Origin of the sequence: Algoriphagus chordae (assembly GCF_003254055.1) — a bacterium.
Taxonomy (GTDB): domain Bacteria; phylum Bacteroidota; class Bacteroidia; order Cytophagales; family Cyclobacteriaceae; genus Algoriphagus; species Algoriphagus chordae.
Map to the genome: position 1 here is coordinate 42038 of NZ_QKZT01000026.1, position 25987 is coordinate 68024.

The 25987-nt window shown below is 40.2% G+C and carries 23 protein-coding genes and 1 rRNA gene; 22 read left to right on the forward strand and 2 right to left on the reverse strand.

All coding sequences use genetic code 11. The features are described 5' to 3' along the window. The first annotated feature begins 95 nt into the window (after positions 1–95). The 5 genes from LV85_RS20145 to LV85_RS20165 all read left to right on the forward strand — a co-directional run bounded on the left by LV85_RS20145 (position 96) and on the right by LV85_RS20165 (position 4501). Entirely contained in the window at positions 96–488 is a 393-nt protein-coding gene (locus tag LV85_RS20145; RefSeq protein ID WP_146260515.1) for a hypothetical protein, read from the forward strand. After that, the gene (locus LV85_RS20150) at positions 488–1603 is read left to right on the forward strand and encodes a hypothetical protein (protein ID WP_111322820.1); all 1116 of its coding nucleotides are present in this window, start codon (positions 488–490) and stop codon (positions 1601–1603) included. The genes LV85_RS20145 and LV85_RS20150 overlap by 1 nt, the downstream gene beginning before the upstream one ends. Positions 1604–1669: 66 nt before the next feature. Beyond that, positions 1670–2830 (forward strand): cellulase family glycosylhydrolase, encoded by a 1161-nt coding sequence (locus LV85_RS20155; RefSeq protein WP_111322822.1) that lies wholly within the window; start codon positions 1670–1672, stop codon positions 2828–2830. A gap of 292 nt (positions 2831–3122) precedes the next feature. Continuing rightward, positions 3123–3377 carry a hypothetical protein gene (locus LV85_RS20160; RefSeq protein WP_111322824.1) on the forward strand — a complete coding sequence of 85 codons (255 nt, stop codon included), beginning with the start codon at positions 3123–3125 and terminating at the stop codon, positions 3375–3377. Continuing rightward, complete coding sequence (locus LV85_RS20165) at positions 3374–4501, forward strand: hypothetical protein (RefSeq protein WP_111322826.1); 1128 nt, start codon at positions 3374–3376, stop codon at positions 4499–4501. The genes LV85_RS20160 and LV85_RS20165 overlap by 4 nt, the downstream gene beginning before the upstream one ends. A 173-nt stretch (positions 4502–4674) precedes the next feature. Here the strand turns inward: LV85_RS20165 and LV85_RS20170 are convergent, their stop codons facing one another. Further along, positions 4675–6675 carry an alpha-ketoacid dehydrogenase subunit alpha/beta gene (locus tag LV85_RS20170; RefSeq protein ID WP_111322828.1) on the reverse strand — a complete coding sequence of 667 codons (2001 nt, stop codon included), beginning with the start codon at positions 6673–6675 and terminating at the stop codon, positions 4675–4677. A gap of 499 nt (positions 6676–7174) precedes the next feature. Here LV85_RS20170 and LV85_RS20175 point away from each other — a divergent pair, with 499 nt between their 5' ends. From LV85_RS20175 to LV85_RS20225, 11 genes are all read left to right on the forward strand, one after another. Next, positions 7175–8269, forward strand: a complete 1095-nt coding sequence (locus LV85_RS20175) for a hypothetical protein (RefSeq protein WP_111322830.1) — start codon at positions 7175–7177, stop codon at positions 8267–8269. A 369-nt stretch (positions 8270–8638) separates the two neighbouring features. Beyond that, entirely contained in the window at positions 8639–9952 is a 1314-nt protein-coding gene (gene rimO, locus LV85_RS20180; protein ID WP_111322864.1) for a 30S ribosomal protein S12 methylthiotransferase RimO, read from the forward strand. Positions 9953–10091: 139 nt separating this feature from the next. Further along, a complete protein-coding gene (locus tag LV85_RS20185) occupies positions 10092–10637 on the forward strand; it encodes an REP-associated tyrosine transposase (RefSeq protein ID WP_111322832.1) in 546 nt (181 codons plus the stop codon). 263 nt (positions 10638–10900) lie between these two features. Then, positions 10901–11509 carry a hypothetical protein gene (locus LV85_RS20190; protein WP_111322834.1) on the forward strand — a complete coding sequence of 203 codons (609 nt, stop codon included), beginning with the start codon at positions 10901–10903 and terminating at the stop codon, positions 11507–11509. Positions 11510–11517: 8 nt separating this feature from the next. After that, complete coding sequence (locus LV85_RS20195; protein WP_111322836.1) at positions 11518–12519, forward strand: sensor histidine kinase; 1002 nt, start codon at positions 11518–11520, stop codon at positions 12517–12519. After that, positions 12516–13190, forward strand: a complete 675-nt coding sequence (locus tag LV85_RS20200) for a LytR/AlgR family response regulator transcription factor (protein WP_111322838.1) — start codon at positions 12516–12518, stop codon at positions 13188–13190. The genes LV85_RS20195 and LV85_RS20200 overlap by 4 nt, the downstream gene beginning before the upstream one ends. Positions 13191–13324: 134 nt before the next feature. Then, the gene (locus tag LV85_RS20205) at positions 13325–14488 is read left to right on the forward strand and encodes a hypothetical protein (RefSeq protein WP_111322840.1); all 1164 of its coding nucleotides are present in this window, start codon (positions 13325–13327) and stop codon (positions 14486–14488) included. Positions 14489–14734: 246 nt separating this feature from the next. Further along, positions 14735–15730 (forward strand): adenosine kinase, encoded by a 996-nt coding sequence (locus tag LV85_RS20210; RefSeq protein ID WP_111322842.1) that lies wholly within the window; start codon positions 14735–14737, stop codon positions 15728–15730. 202 nt (positions 15731–15932) lie between these two features. Further along, on the forward strand, positions 15933–17261 hold the full coding sequence (locus LV85_RS20215; RefSeq protein ID WP_111322866.1) for a M16 family metallopeptidase: 1329 nt from the start codon (positions 15933–15935) through the stop codon (positions 17259–17261). A gap of 27 nt (positions 17262–17288) precedes the next feature. Next, the gene (locus LV85_RS20220) at positions 17289–19337 is read left to right on the forward strand and encodes a M16 family metallopeptidase (protein WP_111322868.1); all 2049 of its coding nucleotides are present in this window, start codon (positions 17289–17291) and stop codon (positions 19335–19337) included. A 6-nt stretch (positions 19338–19343) separates the two neighbouring features. Then, positions 19344–20069 carry a LolA-like protein gene (locus LV85_RS20225; RefSeq protein WP_111322844.1) on the forward strand — a complete coding sequence of 242 codons (726 nt, stop codon included), beginning with the start codon at positions 19344–19346 and terminating at the stop codon, positions 20067–20069. A 51-nt stretch (positions 20070–20120) separates the two neighbouring features. Here LV85_RS20225 and LV85_RS20230 read toward each other — a convergent pair whose 3' ends face one another. Continuing rightward, positions 20121–21767, reverse strand: coding sequence for a M61 family metallopeptidase (locus LV85_RS20230; protein ID WP_111322846.1), 1647 nt, complete (start codon positions 21765–21767; stop codon positions 20121–20123). A 139-nt stretch (positions 21768–21906) separates the two neighbouring features. Between LV85_RS20230 and rpmH the strand changes: the two genes are divergently transcribed. The 6 genes from rpmH to LV85_RS20260 all read left to right on the forward strand — a co-directional run. Next, positions 21907–22065 carry a 50S ribosomal protein L34 gene (gene rpmH, locus LV85_RS20235; protein WP_074226946.1) on the forward strand — a complete coding sequence of 53 codons (159 nt, stop codon included), beginning with the start codon at positions 21907–21909 and terminating at the stop codon, positions 22063–22065. A gap of 47 nt (positions 22066–22112) precedes the next feature. Further along, positions 22113–22502, forward strand: coding sequence for a ribonuclease P protein component (gene rnpA / locus LV85_RS20240; RefSeq protein WP_111322848.1), 390 nt, complete (start codon positions 22113–22115; stop codon positions 22500–22502). Next, positions 22495–24156: a S41 family peptidase gene (locus LV85_RS20245; RefSeq protein WP_111322850.1), complete on the forward strand. Its 1662-nt coding sequence runs from the start codon at positions 22495–22497 to the stop codon at positions 24154–24156. Before rnpA ends, LV85_RS20245 begins: the two co-directional genes overlap by 8 nt. Positions 24157–24161: 5 nt before the next feature. Then, positions 24162–24851: a tRNA (adenosine(37)-N6)-threonylcarbamoyltransferase complex dimerization subunit type 1 TsaB gene (gene tsaB / locus LV85_RS20250; protein ID WP_111322852.1), complete on the forward strand. Its 690-nt coding sequence runs from the start codon at positions 24162–24164 to the stop codon at positions 24849–24851. Beyond that, positions 24848–25357 (forward strand): DUF2480 family protein, encoded by a 510-nt coding sequence (locus LV85_RS20255; protein ID WP_111322854.1) that lies wholly within the window; start codon positions 24848–24850, stop codon positions 25355–25357. Before tsaB ends, LV85_RS20255 begins: the two co-directional genes overlap by 4 nt. Before the next feature lie 516 nt (positions 25358–25873). After that, positions 25874–25987 (forward strand): 16S ribosomal RNA (locus LV85_RS20260); the annotation flags it as partial.

Sequence of the window (25987 nt, forward strand, 5' to 3'; positions counted from 1 at the left end):
AGGTAGGCTGGGTGCAGTGAATGATTTTTAAAATGTATTTCAAAACACCAAAATTGTTTTGTGAACTAAATCGATGAATTAATTAACTAAAAATTTTGAAAAATAAAATAGGGGGGGTAAATTTAAAACGAAATTTCAAGGTTACCGGTAAATGCGATTTTTTAGTGTTAGGGATTTTTTCCTTCCCTGCACTAAGCGAAAGGATTTTTATTTTATTCTTAACAACTATGAAAAAATTATTAATTGGATTAGCATTTAGCTTTATTTGCTTTTCCGGGTTTGCATTGGAATTACCTCCTTACAATGCTTGTGGAGCTGAAAACGTTGCTAGTATGGTTATGCAAATTGAGCAGAATTTATGCGAAGGTGAATATGAGATACATGATATTTGTGATCTTGATGCAAACGGAGATCCTCATGAATATCATGTTACGATGTCTTATGATGGACCTAACAGTAGTTGTGGTGGATTGCCAGTTCTTCCATAATGAAAAAACTTCTATTTATAGGTTTAATTATCTCTTTATGGGGATGCACTGAGGAGAAAACATCCTCAGTGCCTAGCTACCAAATCTCCTTCAGCGAAGAACTAAGTTTGGACTTCGGAGAAGTTGGCATGTCTTCACAAGTACCCTTTTCTATTTCTACATTGAATAAAAACAATGAGTCTTTCCTTGTTTTTAATAGTTTTTACAGAAGGTTAGATACTATTTTCTTTAGTCCAAATAAAAAGAGAATAGGGCCTGGGTTAGAAATTTTAGAAGAGGGTCCTGGTAGTATTCCTGATTTTTATTATTTCACAAATGCTAAAGAGAGAAATGTTTTCCTTAGTGGCAGCAGTATGTTTTATTCTAACGCTGGAGACACAAAAAAAATTAGCATAAAAGATGGAAATGGAAGTCTAAATTCTATTTCAGGTGCTAATGGGAAAACTAGGGTTTTTGAGTTCGCTTCAACTGTTGGTGATTATATATCTTTGATTTTTGAAAATAAGGCTACAGGTGATTTCACACTAAATACCTTTAATTTTGATACAGAAAGTTTTGAAGAAATACCTTTTCAATTTGATTTGAATCAAATGGGAAAACATAAAATGTCTTTCCAGCAAGGGCCAGCCACCGTCACTAATGCAGTTTATCCTTATTTAACTGTAATGGATTCTACATTGGTTGTTTCTTATCCTTTTTTTAATAAAATAAGTGTTATTTCCTTAACTGACAGAAAGCAATTTGATGTCTTACCAGAATCTAGTATGTTTAAGTCACATAGGGACGTTCCGAAGAAAACCAACGGTTTCGAAAATATGGCTGAATATAGTGAAGTAGGGTCAGAGTGGAACAACGGTATTTATTTTGGGTCAATATTCAGATTGAATAAGAACCTAATATTTCGTTTTGTTAGTGATTACAGTTCTACAGGACATAAGTATTTAGAGCTTTTTGATAATTCATTCAATAAGGTAGGTGAATTCATTATGTCAGCTATTGAACCAAATTTGAGTCCTTTATATTTACCTGTAGAGGGAAAAATCCTAATACAATCTTCCAAAGATCCAGATGAGGATATTTTTAAGTATTATTTGATATCGGTTGATCCAATTTAAGGAGAAGTTTGGTTGCAGTGGACCATTTGGATCTTTATTTTAAAGACTTCAAACCTTCAGTAACCCATGAATACCTCAGATTCTCGCAGAGATTTCCTTAAGAAATCTGCCTTGCTTGGTTCAGGACTTAGCTTAGCTGCCAGTACCTCCCTTAAGGCTTTTGCCGAAGTTGCCAAATCCAAAAACAAACTACCTGCCTGGAAAGGCTTCAACCTACTGGATTTTTTCTCCCATGATCCGAATGGTGGCAGGCCGACCAAACCAGAATATATCCAATGGATCGCAGACTGGGGATTCGATTTTGCCCGGATTCCGATTTCCTATCCCAGCTATCTGGATATAGATCGAAGCAGACCGATTCGCCCAGATGAAGTATTGAACTTTGACGAAAGTCGCTTGGAGAAAGTGGATGAACTGGTCGAGCGATGTATTTCCCAAGGATTGCATGTGAGCCTGAATCTCCATCGAGCACCTGGCTTTTGCATTAATGCAGGTTTTGTAGAACCCTATAATCTCTGGAAAGATCAGGAAGCGCTGGATGCATTCTGTGCGCATTGGGATATGTGGGCAACCCGATACAATGGAATCTCCAAGAAGAACTTGAGCTTCGATTTGGTCAATGAACCTTATCAGCGAGCAGATCCAAATGATCAGCATAGCCCCGGAGGACCCGTGGATATGTTAGATTATCATCGGGTGGCCGAAGCTGCTTTGGGAACCATCAAGTCCGTGAAAAAATCCCGATTGGTAATCGCTGATGGAAATGGTGGTGGAGGCATTGCGATGCCGGAGTTGGCTGATTTGGAGCTTGCGCAAAGCTGCAGGGGCTATCATCCTTTTCCGATTTCACACTACAAGGCAAGTTGGGTTTATAAGGATCCCTCAACCGTGCCTCCTGTTGATTGGCCTTTACAGCAAGTCGATAAGCTATTGGATATTGAAAATATCCGTGAATACTATGCGCCTTGGAAAACCTTGATCGATCAGGGAATTGGGGTGCATTGCGGAGAGTGTGGATGTTACAATGAAACGCCTCACGACGTGTTTTTGAGCTGGTTTGGAGATGTGTTGACGGTCTTGAAGGAAAATGGAATTGGCTTCGGCATCTGGGAATTTTCAGGAACTTTTGGAGTATTGAATTCCGGGCGAAAAGATGTGGAATACGAAGATTGGTATGGGGAAAAGCTGGATCGGAAGTTTTTGGATTTATTAAGGTCACAGATTTGAATTCTTTCCCCATCGTTTGTTTACTCATCGTGATAGCATGAAACGATTTCGCTTTTATACTCTAGTTGTAAGGTGAGGTTGGTGCAGTGAATGATTCTTAAAATGTGTTTCAAAACACCAAAATTGTTTTGTGAACTAAATCGATGAATTATTTAACTAATTGCTTTGAAAAATAAAATAGGGGGGGGTAAATTGAAAATGAAATTTCAAGGTTACCGGTAAATGCGATTTTTTAGGGGCTTTTTCCTACCCTGCACGAAGCGAAAGGAATTTTATTTTATTCTTAACAACTATGAAAAAATTATTAATTGGATTAGCATTTAGCTTTATTTGCTTTTCCGGGTTTGCACTAACTGAAGATGGAGCCACATGGAATGCCTGTGGACAGGCGGATGTTGTGGTAGTTGCTGCGGCAATGGGTCAGAATCTCTGCTCGGGGACTTACTACATTAAAGATATTTGCAATGGAGGTCATATGGCAACGGTAGTTATAGCAGATGATGGGCCAAATAGTAGCTGTGGTGGGTTGCCAGTTATTCCAGAATGAAAAGACTATCACTTTTAGCTTTGATTGCCTCTATATGGGGATGCACTGAGGAGAGGTTCTCCTCAGTGCTTAAATACCAAATCTCCATCAGCGAAGAGGTAGCCTTAGACTTTAGTGAAGTGGGAATGTCATCGGAAGTGCCTTTTTCTATTTCTCCCTTGGATAATAACAATGAATCTTTCCTTGTTTTTAATAACTTCTTTAGGCGTTTAGATACTGTTTTTTTTAGTCTGGAAAATAATAGAATAGTATCTGGCTTAGAGGTCTCAAAAGAGGGGCCAGGTGGTATTCCGTCCTTTGATATTTTTAGCTATAACAAGTACATTGGAGTGATCTACATGAATGGGAATAGTTTTTTTTACAATAAAGATGATTACACAGTTAAATTGAACATGACTAATGAGCTAGATAATGGCAGTAGCTCAATTAAGTCTATATATGGTGCTGATAGAAGAAATGGTACATTTCAAATTTCTTCAGATTTGGGGAGTTATTTTTCAATAATTATCCATGATAATGACACGAATGTTCATTCATTAATGAGTTATGATTTTGATTCGAAAAATTTTCATGATTTACCTTTTTCATTTGATGATGATCAAATGATGAAACAGGATATACAATTTAAAAACGGATCTGTAACTATTAGAAATACTTATGCGCCATATTTGACAGTATTTGATTCTTTATTAATTATCTCTTATCCGTTTTTTAATAAAATTAGTGTTCTCAATTTGGAAGATAATAAACAATCGGACTATTTATTTGAGTCAGAACTTTTTAAAACACAGAAAGACTTACCCGTCAAAACAGATAATTCAGATTATGAAAAGTTTAGCGAGGAGTTTACTAAATGGAATAATGATGTCCACTATGCATCTATTTCTAGACTGAATGATAAATTGATTTACCGTATGGTATTTGAAAACCTTGGATCTTCGAAAGTATATTTAGAATTATTTAACAATTCATTTGACAAGGTTGGAGAGTTTGATCTAACAGCCCTACAGCCTGATCTGAAATGGTTTCATATCACGGTAGAAGGGAAAATCCTAATACAATCCTCCAAAGATCCTGATGAGGATATATTTAAGTATTATCTAATTTCGGTGGATGAGCTCTGATTTTAGTTTCAGATAATCTCCGCCTTGGATTGTCTCTCTACTCACTGAAATAATATGTATGCTACGCTGCTTTTGCTGTTCGTGAAGACACTAACAGCGGCAACGTGGAATCTCCCAATTCTCAAATCTCTTATTCTCCCAATCTCTAGTCTCTCAATCTCACAATTCCCAAATCAATACTCCATCAATTCCCTCAGTTTCACCCTAAACCGCTCCACAGGTAGAAACTGTTTTTCCAGATTTGGTGCAAAAGGAACAGGCGTATCCAAACTTCCTTGCCGCATCACAGGAGCGTCCAGATCCTGGAAGCAATGCTCGGAGATCCATGCACAAATCTCCGCGCCGATTCCACCCGTTAGACAATCTTCCTGAAGGAAAATCACTTTGCCCGTCTTTTTCACCGTGGCTTTTACAGCTTCCTTGTCCCAGGGCAAAAGCGTACGCAAATCCAGAATATCAGCAGAAACCCCAAGTTCTTCCACTGCTTTAACCGCCCAATGAACGCCCATTCCGTAGGTTATAATGGAGACTTGCCCGCCGGACTGTGTCAAAGCTACTTTGCCAATTTCCACCGTGTAATATTCATCAGGAATCTCTGCGCTGATGGATCTATACATTCCCTTATGCTCAAAATAGAGATAGGGATTTGAATCTTCAAAAGCGGCATTGAGTAAGCCTTTGGCATCGTATGGATTGGATGGATACACAATCTTCAAACCCGGAGTGTGGAAAAACCAAGCTTCGTTGGACTGGGAGTGAAAAGGTCCAGCGGCCATCCCAGCACCCGTAGGCATGCGGATTACTACGTCGGCTTGCTGTCCCCAGCGGTAATGGATCTTGGCGAGGTTGTTTATGATTTGGTTGAAACCCACGGTGACGAAATCTGCAAACTGCATTTCTACCATGGCTTTAAAACCTTTGATGGAAAGTCCAAGTCCGGCACCAATGATGGCACTTTCGCAAAGCGGCGTATTACGAACTCGATCAGCACCGAATTGAGCTTTGAACCCATCTGTGATTTTGAAAACCCCACCGTATTCTCCTATGTCTTGTCCCATGAGGATGAGGTTCGGGTACTTTTCCATGGATTGTCTCAATCCATCGGAGATCGCATCGACTAGTCGCTTTTCGGATTTGGTGCCATTTGCTGATGGTAGTTTAATTTCCTGTGAAAATGGCGCATAGACATCAGCTAGCTCTTGATCAAGATTGGCAGAAATGGCTTCTTCAGCAAAGGCAATTTCTAAAGCATCGTTGATGGCTTGCTTGACTTTTTTATTCAGTAGCTCTTTTGCCTTTTCATCGAGAACTCCAATTTCTTCCAGATAGCGCTCGTAGTTATCAACTGGATCCAATTTCGCCCAATCCTCTATGAGTTGCTTCGGGACGTATTTGGTGCCAGAAGCTTCTTCATGCCCTCGCATACGGAAAGTGATGGCTTCTACGAGTACTGGGCGAGGATTTTCACGAATATCTTCTGCAAGCCTTTTGATGGCAGTATAGACTTCCAGTACATTGTTCCCTTGAATTCGGATGCTTTCCATTCCATAGCCAGGGCCTTTATCGGTGAAGTTCTTGAAAGCAAATTGCTCCTCGCTCGGTGTGGAAAGCCCGTAGCCGTTGTGCTCAATGACAAAAATCACAGGCAATTTCCAGACTGCTGCCACATTCAACCCTTCGTGAAAATCCCCTTCAGAACTTGCTCCATCTCCTGAAAACACTACCGTAACTTTCTTTTCGTTGGAGAGCTTATCGGCCAAGGCGATTCCATCTGCTATAGCGAGTTGCGGTCCCAAATGCGAAATCATTCCTACCACATGATGCTCAATCGATCCGAAGTGAAAGGATCGGTCACGGCCTTTGGTGAAACCAGATAGTTTTCCTTGGAACTGAGCGAAAAGTCGTTCCAATGGCATTTTCCTTCCAGTGAAAATCCCCAGGTTTCTATGCATAGGAAGAATAAACTCGTCTGCATTCAGCGCATTGACAACTCCGATAGAAATAGCTTCCTGACCCCAGCCGCTAAACCACTTGGAAATCTTGCCTTGACGGAGCAGAATCAGCATTTTCTCTTCGATTCGTCGAGGCATTATGAGCGATTCATATAGCTCCAATAGTTTTTGGTCAGAAAGATCTTTACGATCGAAAGTTAGAAATTGGGCGGTGGTTTCCATAGAGTGGTGATTTCCATTCTAAGTTACAGGAAGCTAGCAAAAAGGCAAAGTATGAGATCTCGCCCTGCGAAGTGGCCCCGGTATGAAACCGGGGCGAAAAATAAATGCAAGGAGTTAAAAAGTTTGCTGTACGTCTCAAAAGTAGTAAAAGACCCTCGCCCCAAAGCAGGAAGCGAGTTAAGCTTAGTTTAACAATATGTCTTGAGAAATGATCTTGAGATAATATTGGCTTTCCTTAGATACAATTCATGATTTGAGACTTCAGAAATTGGAATACAAAAGTTTGATTCTCTTATCTGCTAAGGTCTTGACAGGTAGGTTTTTCGAGGTGAAACTAATGAAGCATGAGTTTTTAGCTTTCTGCTAAATAAAGATTGAATTCTGGTCTCTGCGGAAACTTCTCCTGCTCTAAGATTAAAAAAAAAATATCAGATAATAGGCTGCTGTCCAAAAGAAAGAGGAAATTACAAGCCTAACTTTAACCTAAAACCTGACATATATGAAACTCAAATCAGTTCTATTTTTTGTGGCACTTACATTTTCTCTTGGCTTTTCAGCCTCCAGTCAAAGTACTAGGAAAACAGTAGTCAGCATTTCCGCAGATAAGTTCTATATCAACTATGAGTTGACCTATTCGGGCAGGAACTGGAATGGTCATTCGGTGGAGGGATTGTTGATGAATTCGAGAATGGTGCAAGGGATGTTTGATGACTTGAATCCTGAGACGGTCAAAAACTGGCATTATTCGGATACTAAGAAATGGGATGCGGACAGAAATACGGATGAATTTGTAGCTAATATGCCGATATGGAAGTCTTATGGGCTGTTGTCATTTACACTGAATCTGCAAGGAGGGAGTCCATTTGGCTATTCACAGAATCAGCCTTGGATCAATTCTCCTTATACAGAAACTGGTGAATTGAGACCTGACTATTTCAAGAGGCTAGAGAAAATTCTAGATAAGGCAGATGAATTGGGCATGGCGCCAATTATTGGTTTGTTTTATTTTGGTCAGGATGATCGCCTAGCTGACGAAAATGCAGTGTTTAATGCCGTTACCAATGCTGTGGATTGGATTTTGGAGAAGGGCTATACCAATGTGCTCATAGAAGTGAACAACGAGTGCAATGTGAATTATGAACATGAGATTCTTCAACCAGAGCGGGTTCATGAATTGATCGAATTGGTGAAAAGTAGGGAGAGAGATGGACGAAGATTATTGGTCAGTACTAGCTATGGTGGGGGCACGATTCCTAAAGAAAATGTGGTGAGGGCTTCTGACTTTATTTTGCTACATGGTAATGGGGTGTCGGATCCTGATAAAATTGTGGAGATGGTCGAGGAAACCAGAAGTGTCTCAGGCTACGAGCCTATGCCTATTGTCTTCAATGAAGATGATCACTTCAGTTTTGACCAGCCTAAGAACAACTTTACCGCTGCAGTTTCCGCCTACGCTTCCTGGGGATATTTTGATTACCGCATGAAAGACGAGGGATTTGAAGAAGGCTACCAGAGCGTACCAGTGGATTGGGGGATTAATTCTGAGAGAAAGAAAGGGTTTTTTGAGCTGCTGAAGGAGATAACTGGGTATTAAGGGAATTTATATTCTGAAATTTGCATAAAGATGGCGAGAGGTTCTTTTTACCGCTGAGGCGCTAAGTTCGCAGAGAAGAATTGCAAAGATTAAAATGATTTTTCTACAGGTCGTTTACAACTCTTTTTATGCCTTCTATCATTGTTGAAAGATTGAAACGATAACCTTTGCGTTTTGCTTCGTGTTCTCAGCTACTTTGCGGTAAAAAAATATAAATCAACGCATAAACCTATCAAGAGCAATAGCTTATTCCCCCGCATTGACAGCTCCTAAGAATTTTCCAATTTTATAATTTTCTAATTTTTAAATTCAAAAAAATCGCTTCACGCTTTTTTGTCTACCTTTGCCCCCTCAAAAAGTAGGAAAACTGTGAAAGCGAGAACCTTAAAAAAAGACAAAGTCAATATTGTAACCATGGGTTGCTCAAAGAATCTTGTTGATTCGGAGGTGCTACTTACCCAGCTTCGAGGCAATGGCATCAACGCTACCCACGAGTCTGGAACGGATGACAATAACATCATCATTATCAATACTTGCGGGTTTATCGACAATGCAAAGCAGGAGTCTATCGACACCATTTTGCAGTATGTGGATGCCAAAGAGCAAGGTTTGGTGGACAAAGTCTATGTGACAGGATGTCTTTCGCAGCGGTACAAAGACGATCTGGAAAAGGAAATTCCTCAGGTCGATGCATTTTTTGGTACTAGGGATTTGCCTGCGATTTTGAAGAAATTCAAAGCAGATTACAAGCATGAGTTGGTAGGAGAGCGTTTGTTGACGCACTCTTCTCACTATGCTTATATGAAGATCTCAGAAGGATGTGATAGACCTTGCTCATTTTGCGCTATTCCTATTATGCGTGGAGGGCATATCTCCAGACCGATTGAAGAATTGGTGAAGGAAGCGGAGCATAAAGCCGCTGGTGGAACCAAGGAATTGCTGTTGATCGCTCAGGATTCTACATATTATGGATTAGATATCTATAAAAAGAGAAATCTTGCAGAGTTGATGCGCAGGCTTTCTGATGTGGAGGGAATCGACTGGATTCGCCTACATTATGCCTATCCAACTGGGTTTCCAATGGACGTTATTGAGGTGATGAAGGAGCGTGATAATATCTGTAATTACCTGGATATTCCTTTGCAACATGGTTCTTCAGATGTGTTAAAAGCGATGCGTCGAGGTACAACTCGCGAAAAGCAGGAGAGTTTAATCCATAACATCCGTGATATTTTGCCGGATATCGCGATCCGTACTACGCTGATTGCTGGGCATCCAGGCGAGGGCGAAAAAGAATATCAGGAAATGGTAGACTTTGTAGAGCGAATGAAATTTGAGCGTTTGGGAGTATTTACCTATTCTCATGAGGAAAATACGCATGCTTATTCTATGGAGGACAACATTCCTCAGGAAGTGAAGCAGGAGCGTGCAAACAACTTAATGGAGATTCAGGAGCAGATTTCTTACGACTTAAATCAGGAGAAAATCGGCAAGTCTTTCAAAGTATTGATCGACAAAAAAGAAGGCGGTCACTTCGTAGGCCGTACAGAATACGATTCAGTGGAAGTGGATAATGAAGTGCTGATTGATGCTTCAAAATTCTATTGCCGAGTTGGAGACTTTGTAAATGTGAAAGTAACTGATGCTACAGAGTTTGATCTGTATGCGGATGTGGAGGAGTAAAATATATTAATTCCAGCTTCTGGAGAACAACGATAGTAGGTGTTATGCTGCTTCTCCAGAAGCAGCATTTTCATTATTTTTAAAGTTCAGTATGCAACTGACTTCGTATTATTTGTGAAATAATTTTTAAACTTTAATAATGAGACCATTTCAAGTTTCTGATCAGCATGCAGTTTATTTTTTGACATTAACAATTGTCGACTGGATAGATGTTTTTACGAGGAAAGAATATAAGATAGAAGTTGTTGAGAGTCTAAATTTCTGTGTTGAGAGAAAGGGATTAGAGATTTTTGCTTGGTGCTTAATGAGTAATCACCTTCATTTGTTATGTAGATCAAAAGAGGTTTTTAGATTAAGTGATACTATTCAAGATTTTAAAAAATTCACTGCTAGAAAGATTTTAGCAAGTATGGAAAGAGAATCAATTGAATCCAGAGCAGCATGGATTTTGAAAACTTTTAAGGAGAAGGGAGCGAATCAAAATAGAATAACTAATTATAAATTTTGGGTTGATGGATTGCATGCAGTAGTAATAGAATCAAATCAATTTTTGGAACAGAAACTCCATTACATTCATCAAAATCCGGTTGGAGCTATGATAGTAGATGAACCTGAGGAATATTTGTTCAGCTCCGCGAGAGATTATGCTGGTAGAAAAGGACTAGTGAAGGTTGAGTTGTATTAGTTCACTTTGTGCTGCTTCTGGAGAAGCAGCACAACGAAGGAATAAGTCCTGCTTCTGGAGAAGCAGCACAACGATACTGGTTATGCTGCTTTTCCGAAAGCAGCATTTTTTGTTTTCATAATGCAGATTTTGATGGCTCCCAAAAAGTCTAAATCGCCAAAATCCCTTGTTCGTCTGGAGATTTGCTGTGTTCATAGAGATTTTTTTCTCGACCTTAGTTAATTAGCCAATTTGAGCCTGTCAACAACTCAACTGTTCTAATTATGCAAAAAGTAAAATCAATTCTCGTATTTGGACTTCTGGTCGTCTTATTGAATTCCTGCGTGTATTCATTATTCCCTATTTATACGGATGACACGCTGGTGTATTTCCCCGAATTAATTGGTAGATGGGATTTGGAAGGTGGGGAAGATTATGTAGAGTTTAGTCATCCTCGCAAACTAAACCTTTTTGGTGATTCTTCTAATTCTGAATCAACGGACTTAACTAATGAGAAAGCATACCATGTGGAGATTATGGATGATAGTGAATTAATGTCGTTTGTCGGAAATATTGCTGAAATCGGAGATGACTTATTTCTGGACCTCTATCCTGATAATCCTTATTCTAGTGGAGCATCACTATCAAACGTGATTCCAGTCCATACTTTTGTTAAATTAAAAGTCAGTGGAAAGCAACTATACCTGACTTCCTTTGACTTGGAAAAATTGAACAAGCTATTCGAAAGTAATCTGATCCGCCTGAGACATGAAAACGTGGATGGGTCGATTTTGATTACTGCTCAACCAAGCGAAATACAGAAATTTATTGATCGATATTCTGATGACGAGTCGGTGTTTGAGGACACAGAGATTTACAGAAGAGCTAGCTAATCAATCCTATGGTCAAGCTTATCAATTCAAAATGGTTCCAGCATCCAGTTTTCTGGATGCTTTCCATTTATGTCCTCGCTAATTATTTTTCTATATCGAGCATATTTAAGTTTATAGACATTTTATATGCCTTGCTTTTTCATGTGCCGCTGTTCTTTCTTGTCTATGTCAATTTGAGAGTTCTGATTCCCAGATTTCTTGACCGGGGAAAATACCTGCTTTACTTTCTGAGCATTCCGTTACTTTTATTGGCGACCTATGTGATTCATGAACTCACGTTTGAGGTGATGTTTCCGCTGATTGATTCGGATTATTACATGGTTTCATTTACAGAATGGCAGGTCTTGCTGAGTATTTTCTTGATTTACTTGATATTGACTACACTTATCAAATTGTCAAAATCCTGGTACACACTGCAGCAGGTGGAGAAAGAGAAATTGTCTTTAGAACTCAATTCGCTAAAAACTCAGATTAACCCTCACTTTCTGTTTAATAGCCTGAATAGTATTTATTCTCAGGCTTTGGCCAAAAGCGATCAGACTTCGGAGACTGTTTTGGAGCTTTCAAATTTACTTCGATACATGCTGTATGAAGTAGAGGAGGATAAAGTGCCTTTGGAGAAAGAAGTGGAAATGCTGGAAAATTACATCGAGTTGCAAAAACTTAGATTGGAGGCGGGATCCAAAGTCGGGTTTGCTCTTGAAGGTGAATTAAACGGAGTGCAGATTGCGCCGCTGTTGTTATTTCCATTGGTGGAAAATGCCTTCAAACATGGAATGAAAGATGATTCTGAACAGGCATTTATTGATATCCGACTGAAAGTGGATACAGTTATCTCTTTCTCGATTAGGAATAAATTGGGACAGATCGATGATATAGAAAAAGGAAAATATGGAGGAATTGGGCTAGAAAATGTAAAAAGAAGACTGGAACTTATTTATCCGAATGGGCATCAAATGGAGATTCTAAAAACCGAAACCGAATTTCAGGTTAACTTAACGCTTGTATGATCAGATGTGCCATCATAGATGACGAACCACTTAGCCGAGATGTATTAAGACAATTTATCTCAGATCATCCAGATCTAATTCTAGCTGGGGAATACAAAGATGCGCTAGAGTCAATTCCTGGAATTGAGTCAAATCCCGTTGATTTGCTTCTGCTAGATATCAATCTTCCTAAGCTTTCTGGTATCAATTTTTATAAAAGCTTAACGAATAAACCTCTGGTGATTTTCACTACAGCTTATCCGGAATTTGCCTTGGACGGTTTCGAACTCAATGCTGTCGATTATCTGATGAAGCCTATTCCATTTGATCGCTTTTTGCAAGCCATTCAGAAGGTAAAAGAGCGACTGAAGACTCAGCAGGATTCACCTGAGTTTATTATGCTGAAGGTGGATAAGAAGTTATATCGTACAGCTTTTGAGGATATTTTATTTTTTGAGGCTTTTGGAGATTATGCTAAAGTGTATTTGGAAAGTCAGGTGTTGATCATTACTTCGACTATGAAAAAAATGGAGGCAGAATTACCAAAGGAGCTTTTCGTTCGAACACATAAATCCTTTATCATTAATACTTCCAAAGTGGAATTTATCGAAGGCAATCAGATCAAAATTGCAGGTAAAATGATCCCAATTGGAATGCGGTACCGTGAGAATCTGCTGAAGCAGTTGAATTGAAGAGAATTGCGAGTTATGCTGCTTCTCCAGAAGCAGCATAAAGCTCCTTTAAGTCCAGCTTCTGGAGAAGCAGGACAACTCACTTTTTGCCCTTTCAGCCGATCTGCCTAATTTAGCATTCTAAAATCACCCGAATGCAATTGATCGAAGTCACCACGCCAGCCCATCAGAAAGAATTTATCGAGATGGCGGTCAGGTTGTATAAAAATGAAAAAAATTGGATCCGGCCTCTTGACGCAGATATCGAGGGGCTTTTTCACAAGGAAACAAACAAGCTTTTTCGTAATGGAGCCAAAGCCAAGCGCTGGCTTTTGCAAAATGACAAACAAGAAACCATCGGTCGTGTAGCTGCTTTCATCAATCCAAAGATGAAGGAAAAACAACCTACAGGAGGTTTAGGCTTCTTCGAGTGTATCAATGATCAGTCAGCAGCTTTTCTACTTTTTGATACGGCGAAATCCTGGCTTGAAAGTGAAGGAATGGAAGCCATGGATGGCCCGATCAATTTTGGAGAGCGCGACAAATGGTGGGGATTGCTCGTGGATGGATTCACCGAGCCCAACTACAATATGCCGTGGAACTTCAAGTACTACCAAAAATTCTTTGAGGATTATGGATTTCAGATTTACTTCAAGCAATTTACCTACGCCAGAAATGTTCAGGGTTTAGGCTTTGATGAGAAAATGATCGCCAGAGCCAAGGTGGTTACGGATAATCCGGATTACGAATTTCACTACCTGAAAGGCAAGGAGCTGAAGGAAAAAGCTCCAGAATATTTCATGACCGTATATAATAAAGCCTGGGCGCGACATATGGGCAAATCACTTGCGCTCAAGGAAGCCCAGATGATGTTTGCCAAAATGAAGCCGATCATCGACGAAAAGCTGATTTACTTTGGCTTTTATAAAGGCGAGCCCGTTTCCTTCTTTATCCAGATTCCTGAAATCAACCAGATCTTTAAGCATGTGAATGGCAAAATGGACTTGATCGGTAAACTCAAATTCCTTTGGTACAAAACCTTTTCACCGCCTAACAAAATGCTTGGTTTGGTGTTTGGAGTAGTGCCGGAGCATCAGGGAAAAGGGGTGGAGTCTGCAATGATCATCACCTACGACAAGATGAGCGGCAAGCCTGATTTTCAATACAAAACCATCGAGATGAACTGGATTGGAGATTTCAATCCAAAGATGATGCGTGTTTGTGAACAGCTTTTGGCAGATATTTACAAGACGCATCATACGTATAGGTTCTTATTTGATAGAGAGAAAGAGTTTGAGAGACATCGCATATTTGATTGACGATTTACGAAGTACGAGATTCAAAGTAGTGTTTGACTCTATTTTCCAATTCTATCCTTTCGAATCGTGAGCAAGATGTACTTTGACTGGTGTCAGTCCGAGCGAAGTCGAGGACTATTTATTGTAGACTTTGATTATAGACTTCGACTTCGCTCAGCCTGACATGTTCCATCTTTCAACTTTACCGCCTTTGAAACCCAATCTTCCAATTTTAAAATATTTCAATTTTCCAATACAGAATAAAAAATGAAAAAATACGACGTAACCGGCATAGGAAATGCCTTAGTAGATATAGAATTCAAGGTAAAAGATCAGTTTTTTACTGACAATGGTGTAGAGAAAGGCTTGATGACTTTGGTAGATGAGGATCGCCAGAACGCCTTGATGCAAGTCATCGATACTGAGCATGCCAAGAAACAATGTGGTGGATCGGCCGGTAACACGGTGATTGCCCTCTCTCAGTTTGGCGGCAAATCCTACTATTCCTGCAAGGTGGCCAATGATGAGCTAGGCTATTTCTACATGAATGACATGAAGGATGCTGGAGTTTCTCATAATCTGAACGAAAGCAATTTGGCTGAAGGTATCACAGGTAAATGCCTCGTGATGGTGACCGATGATGCTGAGCGTACAATGAATACTTACTTGGGCATTACAGCGACCTATTCTACTGCTGATGTAAACGAAGCTGCAATCAAAGATTCGCAATATTTATATATAGAAGGTTACCTGATCACTTCTGAGAATGGCAAGCAAGCGATGAAGCATGCCAAGAAAATTGCTGAAGAAAATGGCGTAAAAGTAGCCCTGACTTTCTCTGATCCAGCGATGGTAAAGTATTTCAAAGAGCCAATGACTGAAGTCGTGGGAGCAAGCGTGGATTTGCTTTTTGCAAATGAAGAAGAAGCGATGACTTTCACTGGTAAGGATAATTTGTTGGAGGCACGGGAAGAATTGAAGAAAGTAGCCAAGCACTTTGTGATCACACAAGGCAAAAATGGCGCGATGATCTACGATGGAGATACTTTTATCGATATCGAGCCTTATGCGACTACGGCGATCGATTCCAACGGAGCAGGAGATATGTTTGCAGGAGCCTTTATGTATGGCATCACCAATGGACACAGCTATGCTTCCAGTGGCAAACTTGCATCGATGGCAAGTTCCAAGATCGTAAGTCAATTTGGGCCTAGGCTTCAATGGCATGAAGCGAAGGATATCTTGGCAAAGCTAAATCCGTAAAATAATGCCTTGGAAATTCTTTTTCCAAGGCATTATTTTTTATTAATATTTTATCCTAAATTTTTAGATTACAATTAATAGTATTTTTTTAGTGTAAAATTGTGATGAGTGGTTTTGTCAGGGCTGAATTAGACTTTTAGAAAGATACATCTGATATCCCTTTTAGACTTTAATAAATGAGAATAAACTCCAATATACTATGATGAGAAAACTTACCGCTTTGGGCTTAGTGGCAGGACTACTGGCAGTTCCGGCTATAGCTCAAACTAAAATTGAATTCAAGGAATTTGACTTGGACAACGGATTGCATGTAATCATGCATCAAGATAATACCACGCCTATTGTGGTGACTTCGGTTCTTTATCATGTAGGTTCGAAGAATGAGCAGCCAGACAGAACTGGTTTTGCACACTTTTTTGAACACCTGATGTTCGAAGGATCTGAGAATATCGCTCGTGGAGAGTATATGAATATCATCCAATCCCACGGAGGAACTTTGAATGCCTATACTTCAAATGATATTACCTATTACTACGAGTCACTACCCTCTAATGAACTGGAGCTGGCACTATATATGGAAAGTGAGCGAATGCTGCATTCCAAGGTGGATCAAACAGGCGTAGATACACAACGTGAAGTAGTAAAGGAGGAAAAACGTCAGAGCTATGACAATAGACCATACGGAAGCATTTTGATCGAAACCCTAAAAAGATCCTATTCTGAACACCCGTACCGTTGGGCTCCTATAGGTTCACTAGATGATTTGAATGCCGCATCTATTGAAGAATTTCAGCAGTTCTACAAGGATTTCTATGTGCCAAACAACGCTACCTTAACGATTGCGGGTGATATAGATTACAAGCAGACAGAGGAATGGGTAAAGAAATACTTCTCTGAAATCCCTAAGGGGACAAAGCCGATCTATAGACCTGATGTGACAGAGCCAAAGAAAACAGCTGAGATCAGAGATATAGTTTATGATAATATTCAGATCCCTGCGGTGATTCAAGCTTACAATCTTCCGCCTAAAACGGATCAGGATTCTTACGCTTTGTCTATGCTTTCTACTTATTTGACTGGTGGAAATTCATCCTTGATGACCAAGGAATTGGTGGATAAGCAACAAAAAGCCTTGGCAATTTCTGCTATTCCTTTGGATCTGGAGGATGGTGGTATCTTCATTATGTATGGGATTGTAAACATGGGAGTGGAACCACAGGATTTGGAGACTGAGATTGATAAGTTGATCAAACAAGTTCAGGATGAAGGTGTTTCTGATAGAGATTTTGAAAAGCTTCAGAATATCATGGAGAATAGTATTGTGAGTGGAAACTCTTCAATGGCTGGAGTGGCAGAGAATCTTGCAGAGGCACATGTGATCTATAAGGATACCCACTATGTGAACAAAGTGATGGATGCTTATGACAAAGTGAAAAAAGAGGATCTTCAGCGGGTAGCCAACGAATACCTGACACTGGATGGTCGTGTAGTTTTGTATTATTTGCCAAAGCCAGCTGAACCAGCTCAGTAATTGATTCACCTTATTAATCGAAATGACATGAAGAAAATAACAATATCCTTTGTATTGAGCCTTTTGGTGTCTGTTGTGGGCTTTGCTCAGGTGGACAGAAGTCAATTCCCAAAAGCTGGACCAGCGCCTGTAATTAAAATTGGCGAGGCAGAGACTTTTACCCTTGATAATGGGTTGAAAGTATTTGTAGTAGAGAACGATAAACTTCCTAGAGTTTCTTTCACGCTTGTGTTAGAAAGAGATCCTTTGTTTGAAGGGGATAAAGCAGGACTTACAGGTTTTATCGGTGAGATGATGATGGCTGGGACCAGCAACCGTAGCAAAGAAGAGTTAGATGAAGAGGTAGATTTTATCGGAGCCTATTTGAATGCCGGATCTACTTCTATTTCAGCCTCTTCTTTGAAGAAGCATCAGGAGAAAGTTCTAGATCTAATGGCTGACGTGTTGTACAACCCTATTTTTCCAGAAGCTGAATTAGAAAAATTGAAGAAGCAAGCACTGACAGGTCTAGCGACCAGTAAAGATGATCCAGGATCAATTTCCAGCAAATTATCTAGTGCGCTTGTCTATGGAAAAGACCATCCTTATGGTGAAGTACAGACAGAGGAAACTTTGAATAACGTTTCTTTAGATGATGTAAAGAATTATTATCAGACCTTTTTCAAGCCAAATATCGCCTACCTAGCAATCGTAGGAGATATGAGCAAAGCAGAAGCTGAGAAAGTAGTGAAGAAGCATTTTGCAGCATGGGAAAGGGGAGATGTCCCAACATTCACCTATGAAGAGCCAAAACCAGCTAGCCAAAATGTAGTAGGACTGGTGGATCGTAGTTCCTCAGTGCAAACGGTGATTGATATTGCTCAGCCGATAGATTTGACCCTGGGTGACGAAGATTATATTTCGAGTAGAGTTTTGAATCAGATCTTTGGTGCAGGCTCGTCTTCCAGACTTTTCATGAATCTCCGTGAGGATAAAGGCTATACCTATGGTGCCTATTCTTCCTTTTCAGCGGATAAGCTTGTAGGTCAGTTTTCTGCTAATGCTTCTGTGCGTACCGAAGTGACAGATTCTGCGGTGTATGAATTTATCTATGAAATCAACCGTCTCGTAGAGGATGGAGTTACCCAAGATGAATTGGATAAAGCCAAGGCTAATCTTTCAGGTTCCTTTGGTAGATCATTAGAGAGTCCGGCTACGATTGCAAATTTTGCATTGAACATCGAGCGTTATGATCTCCCAAAAGATTATTACGAGACTTATTTACAGAAAATGAATGAGTTGACCGTCGCTGATATCAATAAAACTGCTGACGATCTGATTGATCCGGACAAGCTATACATTACTGCTGTGGGAAATGCCACTGAAATCAAGGATAAACTGGAGCAGTTTGGCACAGTGACGATGTATGATAACATGGGCTTTCCTGCCAAAGAAATGGCTGCTGTGGATGCTAACCTGACTGTCGAGACGGTAATTGAAAACTACATTGAAGCAATCGGAGGAAAGAGTGCAGTAGGATCTATCAAGTCAGCCAAAATGGTTATGGATGCAGAAGTGATGGGCCAGCAGCTTAAAATCGAGCAAATCTTTGATAATTCAGCTATGCGCTATGCCCAGAATACTTTGGTGGGTGGAAATGTAATGCAGAGTTCTAGGATTAAAGAGGGCAAAGGTGTCGTAAGTGGACAAGGGCAATCTATCGATATGACGGATGAGCAAGTGGATGCCGCTAAACTGGACACTTACTTTTTGCCAGAGTTTTATTACGAAACCATGGGATATACCCTTACTTTGGACGGTATCAAAGACGTGGAGGGAACACCTGCTTACAAGGTTATAGTAGCTACTCCATTGGGTGCTAGCGTGAATAATTATTACTCAGTAGAATCAGGTTTGAAAATCAAATCTGAGAATCCAGTGTCTGGAGATACATTCTTTAGTGATTATCAAGAGAAAAATGGTGTTTTGATTCCAATGGCGCAAACAATTAAATCAGCAATGATTCCTGTTCCACTTGAGGCTAAAGTGACTAGCTTAGAGTTGAATCCAGAATTAACTGAGGCAGATTTTAACTAAATAATTATGAAAAAAAGTATAGTAATATTAGCGCTAGGCTTGTGCACACTGCCAATGGCTACACAGGCTAAAGCCGTGGAAAAAGAGGTATCAGCTAAAGTAGCTGAACGTAACTCTGTCAAAGAAGTGATAGATCGCTACGTGAAAGCAACTGGAGGAGAAGCCAAAATGAGAGCAGTTCGCAACATGGAAATGAACATGGAAGCGGAGATTCAAGGAATGCTTTTGGATATATCTAGCGTAATAGATCAGGAAAACCAGCGCTTACTTAATTTGACTGAGATGAACGGCGAAGTAGTGTCAAAAACAGTCCTGAAAGATGGTGCTGGGGTCGTATCTGCGATGGGTCAGGAGCAAATCTTGACAGAAGAACAAGTAGGCGCAATGAGTAATCAAATATATGCTTTCCGTGAATTATACTTAGATGAGTTAGGTGTCACAGCTAGTTACGAAGGAATTGTAGAAGTGGCAGGCGAGCAAGCGTATAAGCTTAATCTTGATGCTGGAGGCGAAGCTAACACCTCGGAATATTATAGTGTGGAGACAGGGTTGAAGCTTCAGACGGAGTCAGCAGCAACTGGCATAGTACAGTACAAAGCTTATAAGGAGGTAGACGGAATAATGATGCCAATGACGATGGTTATCACGAGCGCTTTGTTGCCAATGCCTTTGGAAGCGAAGATAACGACTATCAAGTTCAACCAAGATTTGGATGATTCGGTGTTCAACTGATTCTAATTAAATCAGAATTTATTAGGGCTGTCCAGATGGGCAGCCCTTTTTTTATCCATTGATCCAAGCAGTTCTTTTGGCATTACTTTTTTTATCTAGGAGAAAATGGTCTCTGAATAAGAGCTCTTTTGAAGCCGATAGTTCTATTTCGAGATTTCTCCCAAATCGTTCGATTGATAATTTTAGGCCGTCTATTGTCAGTTCTTGAATTTTGATCAAATCACCTACCATTAGTTTTTTGGAAGCCTCGCTTGCTGGATGGGTTTTCGTAATTCTACCATCTTCTAGTTTGATGACTCCAAAGGCAGAAGATAGATGATCTTCCTTGGGCCTGGTTTCCATTTCGAAGCCTAAGGAAGCAAGATGCTTCTCTACGACGGGAAAAATATCTTCCTTGCCTGCGATGTAATCCTTGTGAAATTGATTGAAATGGTCAGGATGTTCGGTCTGCGATAGCAAAACCTCCCAAACCTCATCTAAGCTGTATCCCACTTTTTCTTTTCCAAATCGCTGCCAAAGTATCTTCATTACCTGATGGAGTGATGAGTTTTCATCCAGAAGCATAGCGTCCAAACAGAATGCAATCAAAGCTCCATGGGTGTAGATGCTTACTTTCTTATCGGGAATTCCCGCTTCATAGCCATCTATCCAGAGATCAAAACTGGATTCTAGTATGGATTGGCTGCGCCAGCCGAAGTTTACGGATTCTCTGTTCAGTACCTTTTCAAAGGTTTCACAGTATTCCCGCAGTGAAAAATAGCCGGACTTCAACAAGAAAAGATCGCCCATATAAGTAGTGACGCCTTCTACCATCCATCCAGCCTCGTGATAAGCTTCTTTGGAAAAGTCATAAGGCATGATTTCCTGAGGTCTGATCTGACAGACATTCCAAGCATGATAGAGTTCATGGCAAGATACTCCCATGAGTTCATTTAGTTGTTTTCGATCTGACAGACTTTCGGCTGTTCCAAAAGTGATGACCGTGCCCCGCTGATGCTCCACACCGTGATAGTGCGAGTAGGGAAGTAGCTGGTAGATAAAATGATATTCGTTGACAGGGAATTCTCCAAAAGCCTCGATTTGCCTCTCTGCGAATCGTTTGACATTTACTTTAAACTCTGCTAAATCAAAATGGATTTCCCCATGAAACCAAAGATGGAAATTAGTCTGTCCAAGCTTAAAACTCTCATGTGTTAAGCTTTTCGCAGCCAGAAAACTACTGTCAGCCAGCTGCTGGAAGTTGGAGGCAAAGAATCTATTGTCTTCTGTAAGCAATGTTGTGCAGCACTGGTAATGTTGAGGGTGATTTACTTCCACTTGGATTTTTTCTTCAGATCTACCTACTACCTCAAAACAACAATTGACAAAATTCAGATAAATCTGCTCGTCATCAACCCAGCAAGCCCCTGCATCCATCTTAGCACAGTGATATTCATACTGCACTTGGTATTCTCCTAACTGATCAGGGCTGAATTCCCAGAGGTCTTTTGTGAGTTTTGAGCAGGATATTTGTTTTCCAGTACTTGATTTTATGCTGAGGTTTCGAATATTTTGAGCGTAATTTGCGAGCTGATATCGACCTGCTCGCCAAGCTGGAAGTTGTAGTTTTACGGGCGAAATCTGCTTTATTGGGATATATAGGCTGATTTGGACAAACTGGGACGCAGGGTTATTGGACTTGATTTGGTAGTTGATCATTGGTAAGTCGATTGAATTCAAACAAATGTTTTTTGGCTTGTTTGAATTTTAAGAAATGGTACTTATCTTTGCAGTCCTTTTCAGGGATAAATCTCTGGGGACTTAGAATTAGAAAGCAATTAGATAAAGATATTCGATCATGAAAAGAACATTTCAACCTTCCCGTAGAAAAAGAAAAAATAAGCACGGCTTTAGAGAAAGAATGTCTTCTGCTAACGGTAGAAGAGTACTGAAGGCAAGAAGAGCAAAAGGAAGACATAAATTGTCTGTTTCTTCTGAAAAGACATTGAAGAAGTAATTCTTAGCACTGATAATTGTATGTTTACATACGATTAAGTCCTTGTGATGAATTACAGACTCCCAAAAAGTGAGCGGCTTCATGCCGACAAACTTATCAAGGAACTTTTTAACGAAGGTTCCTCTTTTTTTTTGTACCCATTTAAAGTCCAATTTTTTGTTAAAAAGGACCAGGGTACTGGAACCTCGCAGGTGCTTTTCTCCGTTTCGAAGAAGAAGATCAAAAAAGCAGTTGGGCGTAACTTCGTAAAAAGACGAATGCGTGAAGCCTACAGACTCAACAAATCTTTGATCCCATCTTCTGCTCCAAATATGTCCATTGGCTTAATTTATGTAAGTTCAGATTTGATGGAGTTTTCAGAAATTCAGACCAAAATCACGCTGGTGCTAAAAAAAATAGCTAGCATCGTAAGCGAAAACCAACATAAGCATGAATAAATCATTGAAAAAATCCCTCCTAATTTTCGTATTGGGGGCAGTTGTACTCACAGGATTTTTTGCATTCAAGGCTAAAAATGACAAGCTTTTTGCCATAGCTAAGAATATCGACATTTTCGCTACACTTATTAGAGAGCTGGATTCCTATTATGTGGATGATATTGATCCAGATGAGTTGGTGACTATTGGTATCAATGCGATGCTGGCGGAGTTGGATCCTTATACCACCTATGTGCCTGAGGAAGATTCTGACGATTATCGTATGATGACCACGGGTGAATATGCCGGAATTGGCGCGCTGATAGGCAATAGGGGAGAAGGGAGTATGGTGATTATGCCTTATACAGGTTTTCCTGCCCAAACGGTAGGCTTGAAGATTGGTGATTATATTCTCAAAATTGACACAACAGATGTGTCTGGGCTAAGCTCAGCAGATGTTTCCACGCTTCTCAAAGGTCCTGCGAATACGCCAGTTCATTTGCAAATGAAACGGAATATGGATACCCTGGAGTTTGATATTATCCGAAAGAAAATTGCGATCAAAAATGTGCCTTATTACGGTAAATTGGATGAGCACACAGGATATATCAAGTTGGCAGAGTTTACGACGAATGCTTCCACTGAGGTAAGAAATGCACTGGTTGATTTGAAAAGTCAAGGAGTAGACCGATTGGTTCTCGATGTTAGAGACAACCCTGGTGGACTTGTCAATGAAGCGGTAGAAATTATTAACCTTTTTATTCCGAAGGGAAAAGAAGTAGTAAAGACGATCGGCAAGCTTGAAAATGTCAATTACACCTATAAGACTAGCAAGACTCCTGTGGATAAAGATATCCCAATGGTCGTGTTGCTCAATGAGCATAGTGCTTCTGCTTCTGAGATCGTAGCAGGTACGCTGCAGGATTACGACCGGGCGGTATTGATTGGGAGGAAATCATTCGGAAAAGGCTTAGTGCAAACTACCGTTCCCTTGTCTTACAATGCGCAGATGAAAGTGACTACTGCCAAGTATTACATTCCAAGTGGGCGTTGTATTCAGGCCATTGATTATTTGCAAAGCAGAGAAAGCCATGAATTGATAACTGTTCCAGATTCTCTGAGAAAGGTTTTCCATACCAAAAATGGCAGGACTGTATTGGATGGAGCGGGAATTGAACCAGATGAGCTGGTCGAGCAACAAAGCTATGCGCCGATCTTATATAGTTTGGTAGCTAGAAACCATGTGTTTGATTATGGCACCAAGTATTTCTATGAGCATGAGGAAATTTCGGATCCTGCGAGCTTTTCGATTTCCGATGCAGATTATGCAGATTTTGTCAATTGGCTTCAGGGAAAAGAATATGATTACACCACCTACCTAGAGAAATCTGTGGAGGATATGCGTAAGAATGCGGAGAAGGTAGATTATTATGATGAGATCAAAGCTCAGATTGATTCCCTCGAAAGTAGAGTGAATCATAACAAAGAGCAGGATTTGGTCACTAATAAGGTGGAGATCAAAAAAATCCTTTCTCAGGAGATAGTATCCAGGTATTATTTCCAAGAAGGAATGATTGAGGCTGGATTGCAGGGCGACGAAGATGTGATGCTTGCCAAAGAATATTTGAAGGATCCAGAAAAAATAGAGATGGTGCTAACAGCCTCGTCAAAATAAGGTCTATGGCAGTAATTCTTTCCCTGGAGACATCCACGCCGATTTGTTCCATTGCAGTTCATCGAGATGGGCTTTTGTTGAAAGAGAAATCTCTTGACGTTCCGGGAGCTCATTCTGAGAAACTCATGGGCATGATAGATGAATTGCTCGATGAATGCCAACTCGCTATCAAACAATTAGATGCTATTGCCGTGTCTGAGGGCCCTGGATCATACACCGGACTAAGAATTGGTGTTTCGGTTGCCAAAGGACTAGCATTTGCCAGAGATCTACCGTTAATAGCGGTCAGTACTTTGAAAGCGCTTTCTTATGGAGCAAAGACTCAGATAGAAGATGTTGGGCTGATCGTAGCTATGCTAGATGCTAGAAGGATGGAGGTTTATCGAGAAGTATTTGACAATGAGTTGAACTCGGAAAGGAAGCTTGATTCAGAGATCATAGATGAGGGATCATTTTCAGCAATGCTTGACAAGGGAAAAGTTTATTTTGTCGGAGATGCGGTAGAGAAAGTGTCCAAAGTGATTAAACATACGAATGCGGTATTTCTAGACATAGAAATTTCAGCTGAGTATGTAGGTGTTTTAGCTTTTGATAAGTTTCAAAAGGGGGACTTTGCCGACTTGGCTTATTTCGTCCCAAATTACTTAAAGGAATTCAAAGCCCTTCAATCCAAAAAGAATCCACTGCTTATATGAGCGAGATAATAAATAGAGTTGCCAGTAGTCCGATCATTACGATTAATCTAGAAGAGATTTATCCTAAGGAAGAGCGTATGATATTTGATTTGAAACCTTTTCTTTTTCAAGAATTAATACTCAGGGAAAAGGATTTTCGCGCAGCGCTTAAGGAGATTGACTGGAAGCAGTATGAGAATAAGTGGGTAGCGATTAGCTGCACTGTAGACGCGATCGTCCCTAATTGGGCATTTATGTTAGTAGCCACCTATCTCGATCCTATAGTTCGTGGCTTTGCAATTGGAGATCTCAAAGAGCTTGAAGTGATGATTTCTGAAGAATGTTTGAAAGAATTAGATCCAGAGACCTATGCGGATAGGCCAGTTGTAGTGAAAGGATGCAGTGATTTCCCTATTCCTTTATTCGCCTACGGTAAAATAATTTCGCTGATACAAAGTCGCGCAAAATCCATAATGTATGGAGAGCCATGCAGCACAGTTCCCCTTTACAAAAAACAAAAGTCCTGATAATTAATGGACTGCGAAAATCAGTCAATTTTTTTTACAAATTTCTTTGTGTGCACTATTGTCTCTAAAATAAAAAGGTAGATATTTGCACTCCCAAACGAGGCGAACGGCTGAGGGGAATGAACGGAGAGCGGTTCAAAAAAGTATTGAAAAACATTTAATTTTGCGAGAGGCTAGGAAGTCAAGAATGATCCCTTACCTTTGCGCTCCCTTCGGCAGGAAGGGGGATAAAGCGGAGAGGGCATAGCTTCTCAAAAACTTTAAAATTAAATATGGCAACAGGTATTGCGGATTAAAAATAATCATTTACCTTTGCACTCCCTTCAGCAAGGAAGGGGAAAAAACGGAGCGAAAGTCGAGAGATAACAGCAGCCGACCAGCGCCACAAATGAGTGGTACTAAGTTCTTTGAAGTGATGTAAGACGAAAAAAAATAGTAACCTGAGAACAGACAGGGAGAGGCTTATAGAATTTGCTTCGTGCGGTTTTATAGGCAGTGTATAAATAATGATAATTTACAATGGAGAGTTTGATCCTGGCTCAGGATGAACGCTAGCGGCAGGCCTAATACATGCAAGTCGAACGGTATATTACTTTCGGGTAATAGAGAGTGGCGAACGGGTGCGTAACG